Genomic DNA, 12,443 nt, shown 5'->3' on the forward strand with positions numbered 1-12,443 from the left:
CCCGCCCCGCACCGGTGGGAAGGCCCTGGTCAGCCGGTTCGTCCTGAACCGTCCCGAGGATTGTCCGGACACACATGCGGCTTTCCGGGGTACAGTGCTAGGAGGCCAGCCGACTCTTCGGCGGGCCGCACCCAAGCTGTGTCTCTCGGGAACAGGTCCCCTGAGCTCCAGCGGATGCCCGGTCGGTGGCCCGATCGGCTTCCACAAAACCGACCGCCCTCCCCGCGGTACGCACGAGACGTGCGCACACCTGGAGGGATCCGCTCGCGGCACGCGTGCACGAGCGAAGGCAGTGGTCCCGCGCCACCCGGCCCCCGGCCGGGATCGGTACCCCGGCGCGGTACGTACGACCCCACGTACGACCCCCTTCGCCGCCCCGCGCCGCGTCTCACAGAAGAGGCGAACCGCTGAATTCTCAGCCCACTTTCCGAGACCTCGGGATCCTGCCCGAGACCGCCGAAGCCCTGGAAGCCGTCGGCATCGTCCACCCGTTCCCCATCCAGGAGATGACGCTCCCCGTCGCCCTCGGCGGCTCCGACGTCATCGGCCAGGCCAAGACCGGCACCGGCAAGACGCTGGGCTTCGGCCTGCCCCTGCTGGAGCGCGTCGTCGTCCCGGCCGACGTCGAGGCGGGCCGGGCCACGCCCGAGCAGCTCTCCGACGCGCCGCAGGCCCTGATCGTCGTCCCCACCCGCGAGCTGTGCCAGCAGGTCACCAACGACCTGCTCACCGCGGGCAAGGTCCGTAACGTCCGGGTCCAGGCGATCTACGGCGGCCGGGCCTACGAGCCGCAGGTCGAGGCGCTCAAGAAGGGCGTCGACGTCGTCGTCGGCACCCCCGGCCGACTGCTCGACCTCGCCGGCCAGAAGAAGCTCAGCCTGGCGCACGTCAAGGCGCTCGTCCTCGACGAGGCCGACGAGATGCTCGACCTGGGCTTCCTGCCGGACGTCGAGCGCATCATCACGATGCTCCCGGCGAAGCGTCAGACCATGCTCTTCTCCGCGACCATGCCGGGCGCCGTCATCTCGCTCGCGCGCCGCTACATGTCGCAGCCGACGCACATCCGCGCGACCGAGCCGGACGACCAGGGCCAGACGCACGCCCACATCGCCCAGCACGTCTTCCGCGCCCACTCCATGGACAAGCCGGAGATGGTCGCCCGCATCCTGCAGGCGGAGGGCCGCGCCCTCGCGATGATCTTCTGCCGCACCAAGCGGACGGCGGCGGACATCGCCGAGCAGCTCACCCGCCGCGGCTTCGCCGCCGGCGCCGTCCACGGCGACCTCGGCCAGGGCGCCCGCGAGCAGGCGCTGCGCGCCTTCCGCAACGGCAAGGTCGACGTGCTCGTCTGCACCGACGTGGCCGCGCGCGGCATCGACGTCGACAACGTCACGCACGTCATCAACTACCAGTCCCCCGAGGACGAGAAGACCTACCTGCACCGCGTCGGCCGCACCGGCCGCGCGGGCAAGGCGGGTACGGCCGTCACCCTGGTCGACTGGGACGACATCCCGCGCTGGAAGCTGATCAACAAGGCGCTGGAGCTGCCGTTCGACGAGCCGGAGGAGACGTACTCCTCCTCCGCGCACCTGTACGAGCAGCTGAAGATCCCCGCCGGCACCAAGGGCATCCTGCCGCGCTCGGAGCGCACCCGCGCCGGGCTCGACGCGGAGGTGCTCGAGGACCTCGGCGAGCCCGGGGGCCGCGGACGCGGCCGGGACCGGGACCGGGGGCCGCGCCGGACGGAGGAGCGCCCCGCCGAGCGCACCCGTACGCCGCGCAGCCGGCGCCGCACGCGCAGCGGTGCGCCGCTCGCCGCCACGGCGGAGGCCGCCGTGGCCACGCCGGAGACCGTGAACACCGCCACCGCCGCCGGGACCTCCGCCCCGGAGACGCCTGCCCGCCCGCGCCGCCGGCGCCGCACGCGGAACGGTTCCGCGGGGGCTGCGGTCGCGGAGGCCGCGGTCACCGCGCTTCCGGCCGCCGAGGACGCCCCGGCCGCCGTGCCGGCCGTGGCGCCGGAGCCGGAGGCCCCGGCGAAGCCGCGCCGCCGCCGCTCGCGGGGCGCCTCCGCCGAGGCGGGGGCCGTCGCCGAGGCAGCCGTCACGACGGTGAAGGCCGTCGAGGCCGAGCCGGTCCGGCGCACGCGCGCCCGGAAGGCCGTCGAGGCCGAGCCGGTTGCCGTCGTTGCCGAGGCGAAGCCGAAGCGGATCCGCGCGGCGGCCAAGAAGGCCGTCGAGGCCGAGACCGTCACCTTCGAGACGGTCGAGGTTGCCGCGAAGCGCCTGCGTGCCGCGGCCAAGAAGACCGAGGCCGAGCCGATTGCCGCCGAGGCCGAGGCCGAGGCCAAGCCGGTCCGGCGCACCCGCGCCACGGCGAAGAAGGCCGAGACCGTCGTCGACACCGCCGAGGCGGCCGAGGCCAAGCCGAAGCGCACCCGCGCGGCCGCCAAGAAGGCCGTCGAGGCCGAGGTGGCCGAGACCAAGGCTCCGGCGGAGAAGGCCGAAGCCGTCGTCGAGACGGCCGAGGCCGTCGAGGCGAAGCCGGTGCGGCGCACCCGCGCCAAGAAGGCCGTCGAGGCCGAGCCCGTGGTGACCGAGGCTGCACCCAAGCGCACCCGCGCCGCCGCCAAGAAGGCCGAGGCCGCGGTCGACACCGCCGAGGCGGCCGAGGCGAAGCCCAAGCGCACCCGCGCCACGGCCAAGAAGGCCGTCGAGGCCGCGACGGAGACGGCCGAGGCCGCCCCCAAGCGCACCCGCGCCGCCGCCAAGAAGGCCGAGGCCGCGGTCGACACCGCAGAGACCGCCGAGGTCAAGCCGAAGCGCACGCGCGCCGCGGCGAAGAAGGCCGAGGCCGTCGTCGACACCGCCGACACCGCCGAGGCGGTCGAGGCGAAGCCGAAGCGGACGCGCACCACCGCCGCCAAGAAGGCGGAGGCCGCCGTCGACACGGCCGAGGCCAAGCCGAAGCGCACCCGCGCCACGGCCAAGAAGGCCGCAGCCGAGCCGGTTGCCGCCGAAGCCGAGGCCGAGGCCAAGCCGGTGCGGCGCACCCGCGCCAAGAAGGCCGTCGAGGCCGCGACGGCGACGGCCGAGGCCGCCCCCAAGCGCACCCGCGCCGCCGCCAAGAAGGCCGAGGCGGCCGTCGACACCGCCGAGGCCTCCGTGCCGAAGCCGCGGCGCACCCGTGCCGCGGCCAAGAAGGCCGACGCCTGATCCGCCTTCCGGCCCCCGTCACCCGGCACCGCCCGGGCGACGGGGGCCGACGCGTATCCCCGGTCCGGCGCCGGCAGGGGTGGCGCTAATCTCGACCCATGAGCCGGCCCCCCTTCCTCGCCCTCCCCCCGTGCGCCCGTGCGTACCAGCTCGCCACCTCCCGTGGGGAGTTCGCCGTGCACGACGCGCAGCCCCAGGCCGCGGAAGCCCGTGGCACCGTTCTCCTCCTCCCCGGTTTCACGGGCAGCAAGGAGGACTTCATCGCGCTCCTCGAACCGCTGGCCGCCGCCGGTTACCGCGCCGTCGCCGTCGACGGACGCGGCCAGCACGAGAGCGCCGGGCCGCACGACGAAAGCGCCTACGCGCAGGACGAGTTGGCCCGCGACGTGCTGGCGCAGGCCGCCGCGCTCGGCGGCGGACCGGGGACGGTGCACCTGCTCGGGCACTCCCTCGGCGGGCTCATCGCCCGCGCGGCGGTCCTGGCCGAGCCGTCCGCGTTCCGCTCGCTGACCGTCATGAGCAGCGGCCCGGCCGCGATCTCCGAGTCGCAGCAGGCCCGTACGCGCCTGCTCGTCGGCGCGCTGGCGGCCATGGACATGGAGAGCGTCTGGCAGGAGATGCAGCGCCAGGACGCGGAGACGGACAACGTGCCCGAGGAGGAGGCCCCGTCCGAGCTCGCCGAGTTCCTGCACCGGCGCTGGATGCGCACCGTTCCCGAGCAACTCGTGGCCACCGGCCGTCAGTTGATCGGCGAGCCGGACCGCACGGCGGAGCTGGCCCGCGTGCCGCTGCCCAAGCACGTCGTCTCCGGGTCGGTGGACTACGCCTGGCCGGTGCCGGTGATGGACGCGATGGCGAAGGAGCTGTCGGCGGTGCGCACCGTCGTCCAGGGTGCGGGCCACTCCCCCAACGCCGAGCGTCCGGCGGCCACGGCCGAGGCGCTCGTGCGGTTCTGGGAGACGGTGGCCTGACGCCCCGTCAGGCGTCCGCGCTGTTCCCGTTCTCGGTCACCGTGAACATCCCGCCCTCGGGGTCGCACAGCGTCGCCTCGCGCCCGATGCGCCCGGAGCCGGCGCCGGGTTCCGAGGCAACGGAGCCGCCGCCCGCGAGGGCCGCCTCGACGGCCTTCTCGACGTCGTCGACGCGGAAGTAGACGTGCCAGCGCGGCCTGACGCGCGGATCGGGCGCCGCCTCGATGGCACCGCCGCGCAGGCAGGCGACGGTGCGGCTGCCGGCCCGCACCATGACGGCCTCGTCCTCGTAGCGGACCTCGCAGAGGTCCGGCCGGTTGTCCCAGTCGAAGATCTCGCCGTAGAAGACGGCGGAGGCGAAGGCGTCCCGGGTGCGCAGTTCGAGCCAGGCGGGCGCCACGCCGCTGCCGATGTGCCAGCCGCGCAGGACCTTGCCCTCCCAGAAGCCGAAGACGGCCCCGGCCGGGTCCGCGGCGAGCACGGCACGGCCCTGGCCGACGGCCAGCGGGCCCACGGCCACGGTGCCGCCGCGCTCGCGCACCCGGGCGGCCACGAGGTCGGCGTCGTCGACGGCGAAGTAGCAGGTCCAGGAGACGGCGACCCCCATGCGGCGGGCGACCTCGCCCACGCCGGCGACCGGCTTGCCGCCCGCGAGCGCGACGGAGAAGTCCTCGCCGAGGGAGCCGAGCCGGAAGGTCCAGCCGAGCACGGCGGCGTAGAACCGCTGGGCCGCGGCGAGGTCACCGGTCAGCAGGCTCACCCAGCAGGGCATCCCGGGCCCCGCGCGGTCGGAAGCCGACATGGCCGATCGCCTCGATTCAGTCCGGGGTCGGGATCTCCAGGGTTCCACTCGCTCCGGGCCTGCGCATTCCGGCACGCTCTGGACTTTCGTCAGTAATTACTTACGGTAAAAATTTCCTTAGCGTAGGGAATGTTTCAGGCTCCCCGCACGTTGGACCCATCGAGAACGCGCGCGCCCCATCGTCGCGGCACGCGCCACTGACATCAGTTTCTCCACTGGAGGATCGAACGAAGGGAGAAGCCATGCGCTTCGAAATCATGCGCCTGGACGACGTCGACGGCACCGCCGTGGACAGCACCGTCGTGGACGCGGCATCCGTCAAGCGGATCGTGCAGCAGGCCGCCTCGACGGGCCAGCGCATCTACATCCGCCCGGCCGACTCCACGGCCCGGTAACGCGCACGCGCGACTCCCCCATACGAAGAGCCCCGCACGGCAACGGCCGTGCGGGGCTTTCCTGCGTCCGGAGAGGCTCTCAGTGGTGCCCGGCGATCACCTGGGTGATGCCGTTGATGATCTGCTGCACGGCCAGCGCGGAGAGCATCATGCCCGCGAGCCGGGTGACCAGCACCACGCCGCCGTCCTTGATGACCCGGATGATGTGCAGCGAGTTCCGCATCACCACCCACAGCACCACGTGGATCGCGGCGATCGCGCACCACACCGAGACCTGCGCCGCGAGCCCGTCCGCGCGCTGCACGGCGAGGATCACCGAGACGATCGCACCGGGGCCGGCCAGCAGCGGCATGCCCAGCGGGACGAGCGCGACGTTGACGTCCTTCGTCTGCTTCGGCTCCTCCGACTTGCCCGTGAGCAGGTCCAGCGCGACGAGCAGCAGGAGCAGACCGCCCGCGATCATCAGGGCGGGCGTGGTGATGTGCAGGTAGTTGAGGATCTGCTTGCCGCAGATCCCGAAGATGGTGATCACGCCGAAGGCGACCGACGCGGCCTGCCAGGCCATGCGGCGCTGGACCTTGGCGGGACGGCCCGAGGTGAGGGCGAGGAAGATCGGCGTGATGCCGGGCGGGTCCATGATCACGAACAGCGTGAGGAAGAGGGAACCGAAGACAGCGAAGTCGAACACAGTGAGGCCTTGCAGAGGGGGTGAGCGAGAGGAAAGGGGGGAGGAGGAAGTGCCGTGCACGACGGGCACGGATGCAGGGGTGCACGGACGCCGCCGGTGCGGTCGCCGGGTCCGTACGAGTGCGCGCGAGCGCCTGTCAGCAGCCGCCGGCGCCCGGAACGGGGAACGCGCCCGTGGCGCGGCGCGTGATCTCCCCGTAGATCTCCGGGTCGGTCGTGAACTCGCCGAGGACACAGGTCTTGCGGCTGCCGTGGTAGTCGCTGGAGCCGGTCGGCAGCAGGCCGAGTTCGGCGGCGAGGCCGCGCAGCCGGGCCCGGGTGGGGGCGTCGTGGTCCATGTGGTCGACCTCGACGCCGTCGAGCCCGGCCGAGGCCAGCTCGGCTATCGCGCTGTCGGAGACGCACTGGCCGCGCTTGAAGGCCAGCGGGTGCGCGAGGACGGTGACCCCGCCCGCGGCCTTGACCAGGCGGATCGCCTCGAAGGGGTCGAACTCGTGCTTCTCGGCATACGCACGGCCGTCGTTGGCGAGCCACTCGGGGGTGAAGGCCTCGGAGACGGTCCGGACCACCCCGAGCTCGACCATGGCGGCGGCCACGTGCGGCCGGCCGACGGCGCCCCCGGCGGCGATCGCGGCGACGCGCTCCCAGGTGACGGGCACGCCGAGGGCGTTGAGCTTGGCGACCATCTCGCGGGCGCGCGGCTCGCGGTCGTCGCGGACGAAGTCCCGGGCGCGGGCGAACTCCGGCTCGGCCGCGTCGAAGAGGTAGGCCAGCATGTGCAGCGGAACGCCGTCCAGCCGGCAGGAGAGCTCGGCGCCGGTGACCAGGGTCAGCCCGGCGGGGAGGGCCGCGACGGCCTCGGCGTGGCCGCCGACCCCGTCGTGGTCGGTCAGCGCGACGACGTCCAGGCCCGCGGCGGCCGCGTTGCGGACCAGCTCGGCGGGGGTGTCCGTACCGTCGGAAGCCGTGGAGTGGGTGTGCAGATCGATGCGCACGACGCGGACTCCCCGGTACTCAGCAGAACGGACAGGACCGGTTCAGGATAACTGTCGTACGAACGTGAACCGTGTCGCCTCAGGGCGAGAGGATGCGCGGCGACAGCGCACCGCACGGCAGCAGGTCCACCTCGGCGCCCGCGTCCCGCAGATCGGTCAGCACCAGCTCGTCGTACATCAGCAGGCCCGACCGCTCCGGCCAGACGATCGCCCACAGCCACAGCCCGCGCGCCTCGCCCGCGAACACCGCCCGGTCACCGGGGGCTCCCTCCACGTGCCAGAGGGGGGTGGGGCGGCCGGCGGCGTGCACCTTGGCGTGGGGCGAGCGGTCCACCCGCAGCAGGGGGCCGGGGTCGGGGCCGTCGACCCCCGCGTAGCGCGCGCCGAGTCCGATGCCGAGCTCCTCCGCCACCAGCAGCAGCTCGCCGGGGCCGCCGAGCGGGCTCGGGCCCGAGCAGGCCACGGCCGTGGCACGGCCGCCGCTGCGGTCGTCCCCCGCACTGACGACGCCGGTGAAGAGCCATCCGACGGGCAGCGGCCAGGGCATCCAGACCGGGACCCGGGCCCGCCGCACCACGACGGCCAGCGCCTCCACGCTCGGTGGGACGACCGGCTGCAGGGGTTGCACCGTGCCGTGCACAGCACACTGCCAGGAGTCGGCGAAGAGACCGGGCGCTCGCACCCGGCCACCGCACTTCGGGCAACTGGGTTCGCCCCTCATAGCCTCCAACGGTCCTACCGGGTTGCCGCCGCGTCAAGGACGATCACCCGTCCGGAGGGCCGCACCGGAGCGCCGTGGCCCGATCGTCACTCCAGGGACACACCCGGCCGCAGCGGGTCGCGCAGATCGGTGCCGTGCTTCAGCCACTTCTCCTGCAGCGCGGCGGCCCCGTGGACGCGCTTCCAGGCGGCCTCGTTGGGGGTCATGGGAAGGAGGGGGAGGAAGCGGACGGGGTCCATGGGATCGTCCAGTTCCAGGTCCTCCACCAGCCCGCCGGACTCGGCGACGAGCACGGAGGTGAAGGGCGCCCCCGGCCACAGCGGTTCACCGGTGTCCAGCGAGGCACCGGTGGCCACGACGAGGCCCTCGACCTGGGGGGACGCGGCGAGCACCGCCAGCGGGCGGAGGACCTTGTCCGTGTCGGCCCGGCCGGTGCGGACGGTGAGGAGCAGCTCGGCGCGGGGGCCGCGGACCGGGTCGGCGAGGGGGGACGTCGGGTCGGCCATCGGCTGGGCGGACATACCGAGCGTGGCGTAGCGGACGACGTCGCCCGCGTCATCTGCGGCCGCGAAGCGGAGGACCTCGATGCGGTCGGTGCCCAGGAAGGTCACCGCGGCGCGGGCGTCCGGCTCGCCGAGCGCCGAGCGCAGCCGGGCCTCGACCCGTGCGAGAACGTCTGACATGCCGTGAGCATAGAACGCGTATCGAACAAGCAAAGCGGGCAAGGGTACGCCGGACGGCTGCTAGCCTTGACGGGCCTTGACCCCTGGTCAAGTGCGTGACGTTCGTCCCCCAGCGGGGACCGGCCGGAGGAGGTGGGGCTGCGGTGGATCCTAGTCGACCGTGCAGTACCGGCAGTTCTCCCGTCTGCCCGCTCCGGACGCACCCGTACTCCGCCTGACCCGAAGCCTTCCGCGGCCGGCCTCTCGGCCGGCAGCAGCACCGGAAGTGCTCCTGCGCCCGCAGCACGTGACGGAAGAGCGCCCTCCGCCCGCTTTCCGCTTTGTTCCGTGTTCACTGCGTTCTCCGGGACGTTTCCCGCGAAGTGCCGTCAGCCCTGTGCAACACGCGAAGCGCCGCCCGATTCACGGACGTGTCGCACGTCTGCGATTCAGGCCGCGTTTGCTGCACTTGCCGACGGCCGGCCCGTGAAGGAGCCTGCCTTGTCGATGATCCGTGACCTGCGCGCCGCCGTCCGCCCCGCCCTGCGGCGCGGCCATGCCGCCTCCGGCTCCTCGTACACGTACTCCGTCGCCTGCGACCCGGCCGCCAGCAGCGCCGTCGTGGACTGCGCCGTCTACCGCGACGGCCGACGGCTGAGCGCACACGTCGGCCCCGCCGAGGCCGTGCGCCGGGTGCGGGCCGAGGGCGGCTTCGTCTGGATCGGGCTGCACGAGCCCACGGAGCAGGAGTTCGCCGGCATCGCCAAGGAGTTCGGCCTGCACCCGCTGGCCGTGGAGGACGCGGTCCACGCCCACCAGCGGCCCAAGCTCGAGCGCTACGACGACACGCTGTTCACCGTCTTCAAGACCATCCACTACGTCGAGCACGCCGAACTCACCGCCACCAGCGAGGTGGTGGAGACCGGCGAGGTGATGTGCTTCACCGGGCCCGACTTCATCATCACCGTCCGGCACGGCGGCCACGGCTCGCTGCGCGCTCTGCGCCACCGCCTGCAGGACGAGCCCGAGCTGCTCGCCAAGGGCCCCTCGGCCGTGCTGCACGCCATCGCCGACCAGGTGGTCGACGGGTACATAGCCGTCGCCGACGCCGTGCAGGACGACATCGACGAGGTCGAGATCGACGTCTTCTCGGTCTCCGGCAAGGGCACGTCGCGCGGCGGCGACGCGGGCCGCATCTACCAGCTCAAGCGCGAAGTCCTGGAGTTCAAGCGGGCGGTGACCCCGCTGATGCGGCCCATGCAGCTGCTGAGCGAGCGCCCGATGCGGCTGGTCGACCCGGACATCCAGAAGTACTTCCGTGACGTCGCCGACCACTTGGCGCGCGTGCACGAGCAAGTGGTCTCTTTTGACGACCTGCTCAACTCCATTCTGCAGGCCAACCTCGCGCAGGCCTCCGTCGCGCAGAACGAGGACATGCGCAAGATCACGTCCTGGGCCGCGATCTGCGCCGTGCCGACGATGATCGCGGGCGTGTACGGCATGAACTTCGACAACATGCCGGAACTGCACTGGAAGTACGGCTACCCGCTCGTCATGCTCGTCACGGTCGGCATCTGCGTCACGATCCACCGCGGCTTCAAGCGCAACGGCTGGCTGTAGGGCCAGGGCTACGGCTACGCCTGCTGCTTGCCGCGGCGGTCGCCCATGATGACCAGGGCGAGACCCACCAGGATCACCACGAGCGCCGGGTAGGCGGCCGTCTGCGGCAACTGACCGAGCCACAGGGCGGCAATGAGCGCAGCGCCTGGCGTCTCCAGCAGGATGGCCGTCGAAGTGACCGACGGGCCGAGGCTCTTGACCACCCTGTTGATGAGCGAGTGACCGAGCAGTTGCGCTGTGACGGTCAGCGCCGCCAGCTTCAGCCAGGTCACCCCGCTGTAGCCGCCGAGCGCACTGCCGCTGATCAGACAGGTGACGAGCAGGAGAACGGCCGTGGTCGTGTAACAGACGTACGTGTACGGGACCGTGCCCACCGTCCGGCGCACCTCCGCGCCCAGCAGGACGTACCCGGCGGCCGCCATGCCGGCCGCGAGCGCGAGCGCGTCGCCGGCCAGGGCGCGGGTCGAGAGCGACAGGTCGAGGCCCGTCAGGATCACGACCCCGAGGAACGCGACCGCGGTGCCGCCCCAGACGAGCGCGGGCGGGCGGTGGCCGCGCAGCCGCAGCACGAGGGTCGTCCAGATCGGGGTGGTGGTGCACAGCGCCGTCGAGGAGGCGACGGACGTCATGTGCAGGCTCGGCAGCCACATCCCGAAGTGCAGCGCGAGCAGCACGCCGGCCCCCACGGTCAGCAGGACCTCCCGCCGGCCGATGCCGCGCAGCTCCGCGCGGTGGCGCACGAGCGCGAACGGGGTCAGCGCGCCGACCGCCATGGCGTTGCGCCAGAACGCGACGGCGAGGGCCGGGGCCGCGGTGGCGGCGATGAGCGGCGCGGAGAACGAGACGGATGCGATGGCCGTCGCGAGCAGCAGTCCCTCGATGCGCAGGGCAGCAGGGGAGACCGTCCCCGCGGGGTCCGCGGGGACGGTGCGTATCGCGTCGCGTCGGGTGGGGGCAGCACTCACCCCACCAGCCTAGGTCCACCTAAGGTGGGTGCATGACCGAGACGGAAGCGCTGTCACGTGCGCTGATCGAAGAGGCCGCCAGGAAGTCGGGCCTGATCTGGCTGCAGGGCCCCGCCGGGCCCAGCCGTGCGCTGTGGCACGTGTGGCACGAGGGCGCCGTGTGCCTGGTCGGCGGCGGCGCCGGCGAACAGCCGCTGGACGGCCTCGGCCTGGAGGACGGGGGCACCGCCACGGTGACGGTGCGCAGCAAGGACAAGGGCGGCCGGCTCGTCACGTTCACCGCGCGGGTCAGCGAGCTCCCTGCGGGGGGCGAGGCGTGGGGCGCCGCCGTGGCGGAGCTGAAGGGGAAGCGGCTGAACGCCGTGGATGCCGAGGGCATCGAGGAGCGGTGGGCCCGCGAGTGCCGGGTGCTCCGCCTGGAGCCTCGCGGCGACGGGGTGGAGCCGTTGCCGGACGGCTCCTTGGCGGCCGTGCCGGTGGCCTCGCCGGCCACGACGCGGAAGGCGATGCCGGCAGCGTTGCCGCGGCTGCTGCGCAAGCGGAGGCGCTGAGCATTCGGCTGCGGGTAGTCGTTGGCTGGTCGCGCAGTTCCCCGCGCCCCTTACGGGGCCGGGGCGCGGGGAACTGCGCGAGCAACCACAGCCGGACCCGCACCCGAAGAACCGGGCCTCAGTCCCCGGAGGGGATCCGTTTCCCGTAGTCGACCGTCTCACCCTTCGCCGGAGGCGTCAGGGCGAAGTCCTTGCCCCAGTCGCCCAGTTCCAGCTGACCGGCACCACCCGCCCGCTGCACGCGCAGCGGATACGGTTCGCCTGAGAGCGAGACGTCGAGCGTGCCGCCGCTGCCCTTGCTGCCGCCGTTGACGCTGATCGTGGGGACGCCGCCCACCTTGCCGTGCTCCCCGCGGCTCGGGGTGCCGTGCAGCCCGAGCAGGCCGTCCAGCAGGGCGTCCTTCTCGGTGAAGCCCCGCAGCTGCGGGTACGAGGGGTCCGCGGCCGGCACCTTGACGTACTTGCCCTCCAGCTTGGCCGAGGCCGAGGCGGCGCCCTTGGACCAGAACGCGGCGGGCGCCTTCAGGTAGAGGTCGTCCCCGGTGCGCAGCAGCTCGAAGGCGCCGGCCCCGGTGTCGGACGAGGAGACCCGGCCCGTGCCGCCGTTCTTCTTCAGCCGCATGTCGATGCGGTACGTGCGGCCCTGGCTGACGACGTTGCCGGACAGGTGCACCGCGTCCGCGGACCGCGCCGCGGACCGCGTCTTCTGCTGGATGGCGGCGGCGCCGAGCTTGCCGACGCCGTTCGTCCCCGCGTCGGGGTCCTCCTTGCCGCCGCAGGCCGTGAGCGCCGTGGAGAGCACGGCGCACAGCGCCGCCCCGAGGGCCGCGTTCCGGGTTCGCACGTCTGCTCTGCCTCC

Annotated in this window: 12 protein-coding genes; 5 read left to right on the forward strand and 7 right to left on the reverse strand. The window is 73.1% G+C overall.

Features of this window, described 5'->3' with window-relative positions; all coding sequences use genetic code 11:
- The first annotated feature begins 506 nt into the window (after nt 1–506).
- Both ACMATS_RS13620 and ACMATS_RS13625 read left to right on the forward strand, forming a co-directional pair.
- Entirely contained in the window at nt 507–3,215 is a 2,709-nt protein-coding gene (locus ACMATS_RS13620) for a DEAD/DEAH box helicase (RefSeq protein ID WP_414168025.1), read from the forward strand.
- Between the two features lie 98 nt (nt 3,216–3,313).
- Nucleotides 3,314–4,186 (forward strand): alpha/beta fold hydrolase, encoded by an 873-nt coding sequence (locus tag ACMATS_RS13625; RefSeq protein ID WP_414168026.1) that lies wholly within the window; start codon nt 3,314–3,316, stop codon nt 4,184–4,186.
- Nucleotides 4,187–4,193: 7 nt separating this feature from the next.
- Here the strand turns inward: ACMATS_RS13625 and ACMATS_RS13630 are convergent, their stop codons facing one another.
- Entirely contained in the window at nt 4,194–4,988 is a 795-nt protein-coding gene (locus ACMATS_RS13630) for a VOC family protein (RefSeq protein WP_391152527.1), read from the reverse strand.
- Nucleotides 4,989–5,230: 242 nt separating this feature from the next.
- On the opposite strand from ACMATS_RS13630, the gene ACMATS_RS13635 reads away from it, so the two are divergent.
- On the forward strand, nt 5,231–5,383 hold the full coding sequence (locus tag ACMATS_RS13635) for a hypothetical protein (protein WP_171087432.1): 153 nt from the start codon (nt 5,231–5,233) through the stop codon (nt 5,381–5,383).
- 79 nt (nt 5,384–5,462) lie between these two features.
- On the opposite strand, the gene ACMATS_RS13640 is transcribed toward ACMATS_RS13635, so the two are convergent.
- The 4 genes from ACMATS_RS13640 to ACMATS_RS13655 form a co-directional block, all read right to left on the reverse strand.
- A complete protein-coding gene (locus tag ACMATS_RS13640) occupies nt 5,463–6,071 on the reverse strand; it encodes a MarC family protein (RefSeq protein ID WP_336414191.1) in 609 nt (202 codons plus the stop codon).
- A 136-nt stretch (nt 6,072–6,207) separates the two neighbouring features.
- Complete coding sequence (locus ACMATS_RS13645; protein WP_390776383.1) at nt 6,208–7,065, reverse strand: PHP domain-containing protein; 858 nt, start codon at nt 7,063–7,065, stop codon at nt 6,208–6,210.
- Between the two features lie 79 nt (nt 7,066–7,144).
- Nucleotides 7,145–7,786 (reverse strand): DUF6758 family protein, encoded by a 642-nt coding sequence (locus tag ACMATS_RS13650; protein WP_336414193.1) that lies wholly within the window; start codon nt 7,784–7,786, stop codon nt 7,145–7,147.
- Between the two features lie 86 nt (nt 7,787–7,872).
- Entirely contained in the window at nt 7,873–8,469 is a 597-nt protein-coding gene (locus ACMATS_RS13655) for a suppressor of fused domain protein (RefSeq protein ID WP_414168027.1), read from the reverse strand.
- A gap of 480 nt (nt 8,470–8,949) precedes the next feature.
- On the opposite strand from ACMATS_RS13655, the gene ACMATS_RS13660 reads away from it, so the two are divergent.
- Nucleotides 8,950–10,068 (forward strand): magnesium and cobalt transport protein CorA, encoded by a 1,119-nt coding sequence (locus ACMATS_RS13660; protein WP_390776381.1) that lies wholly within the window; start codon nt 8,950–8,952, stop codon nt 10,066–10,068.
- Between the two features lie 14 nt (nt 10,069–10,082).
- On the opposite strand, the gene ACMATS_RS13665 is transcribed toward ACMATS_RS13660, so the two are convergent.
- Nucleotides 10,083–11,033 (reverse strand): DMT family transporter, encoded by a 951-nt coding sequence (locus ACMATS_RS13665; RefSeq protein WP_414168028.1) that lies wholly within the window; start codon nt 11,031–11,033, stop codon nt 10,083–10,085.
- A 32-nt stretch (nt 11,034–11,065) separates the two neighbouring features.
- Between ACMATS_RS13665 and ACMATS_RS13670 the strand changes: the two genes are divergently transcribed.
- On the forward strand, nt 11,066–11,584 hold the full coding sequence (locus ACMATS_RS13670) for a hypothetical protein (protein WP_390776379.1): 519 nt from the start codon (nt 11,066–11,068) through the stop codon (nt 11,582–11,584).
- Nucleotides 11,585–11,702: 118 nt separating this feature from the next.
- On the opposite strand, the gene ACMATS_RS13675 is transcribed toward ACMATS_RS13670, so the two are convergent.
- Complete coding sequence (locus ACMATS_RS13675) at nt 11,703–12,428, reverse strand: hypothetical protein (protein WP_414168029.1); 726 nt, start codon at nt 12,426–12,428, stop codon at nt 11,703–11,705.
- Between the last annotated feature and the right edge of the window lie 15 nt (nt 12,429–12,443).

Source organism: Streptoverticillium reticulum, assembly GCF_047456005.1.
Lineage (GTDB): Bacteria > Actinomycetota > Actinomycetes > Streptomycetales > Streptomycetaceae > Streptomyces > Streptomyces reticulum.

What these genes read in the sequence shown, in the direction of transcription:
- ACMATS_RS13635 (WP_171087432.1), top strand. Translation starts at nt 5,231, where the DNA reads ATGCGCTTCGAAATCATGCGCCTGGACGACGTCGACGGCACCGCCGTG.
- ACMATS_RS13670 (WP_390776379.1), top strand. Translation starts at nt 11,066, where the DNA reads ATGACCGAGACGGAAGCGCTGTCACGTGCGCTGATCGAAGAGGCCGCC.
- ACMATS_RS13630 (WP_391152527.1), bottom strand. Translation starts at nt 4,988, where the DNA reads ATGTCGGCTTCCGACCGCGCGGGGCCCGGGATGCCCTGCTGGGTGAGC.
- ACMATS_RS13655 (WP_414168027.1), bottom strand. Translation starts at nt 8,469, where the DNA reads ATGTCAGACGTTCTCGCACGGGTCGAGGCCCGGCTGCGCTCGGCGCTC.
- ACMATS_RS13625 (WP_414168026.1), top strand. Translation starts at nt 3,314, where the DNA reads ATGAGCCGGCCCCCCTTCCTCGCCCTCCCCCCGTGCGCCCGTGCGTAC.
- ACMATS_RS13620 (WP_414168025.1), top strand. Translation starts at nt 507, where the DNA reads ATGACGCTCCCCGTCGCCCTCGGCGGCTCCGACGTCATCGGCCAGGCC.
- ACMATS_RS13650 (WP_336414193.1), bottom strand. Translation starts at nt 7,786, where the DNA reads ATGAGGGGCGAACCCAGTTGCCCGAAGTGCGGTGGCCGGGTGCGAGCG.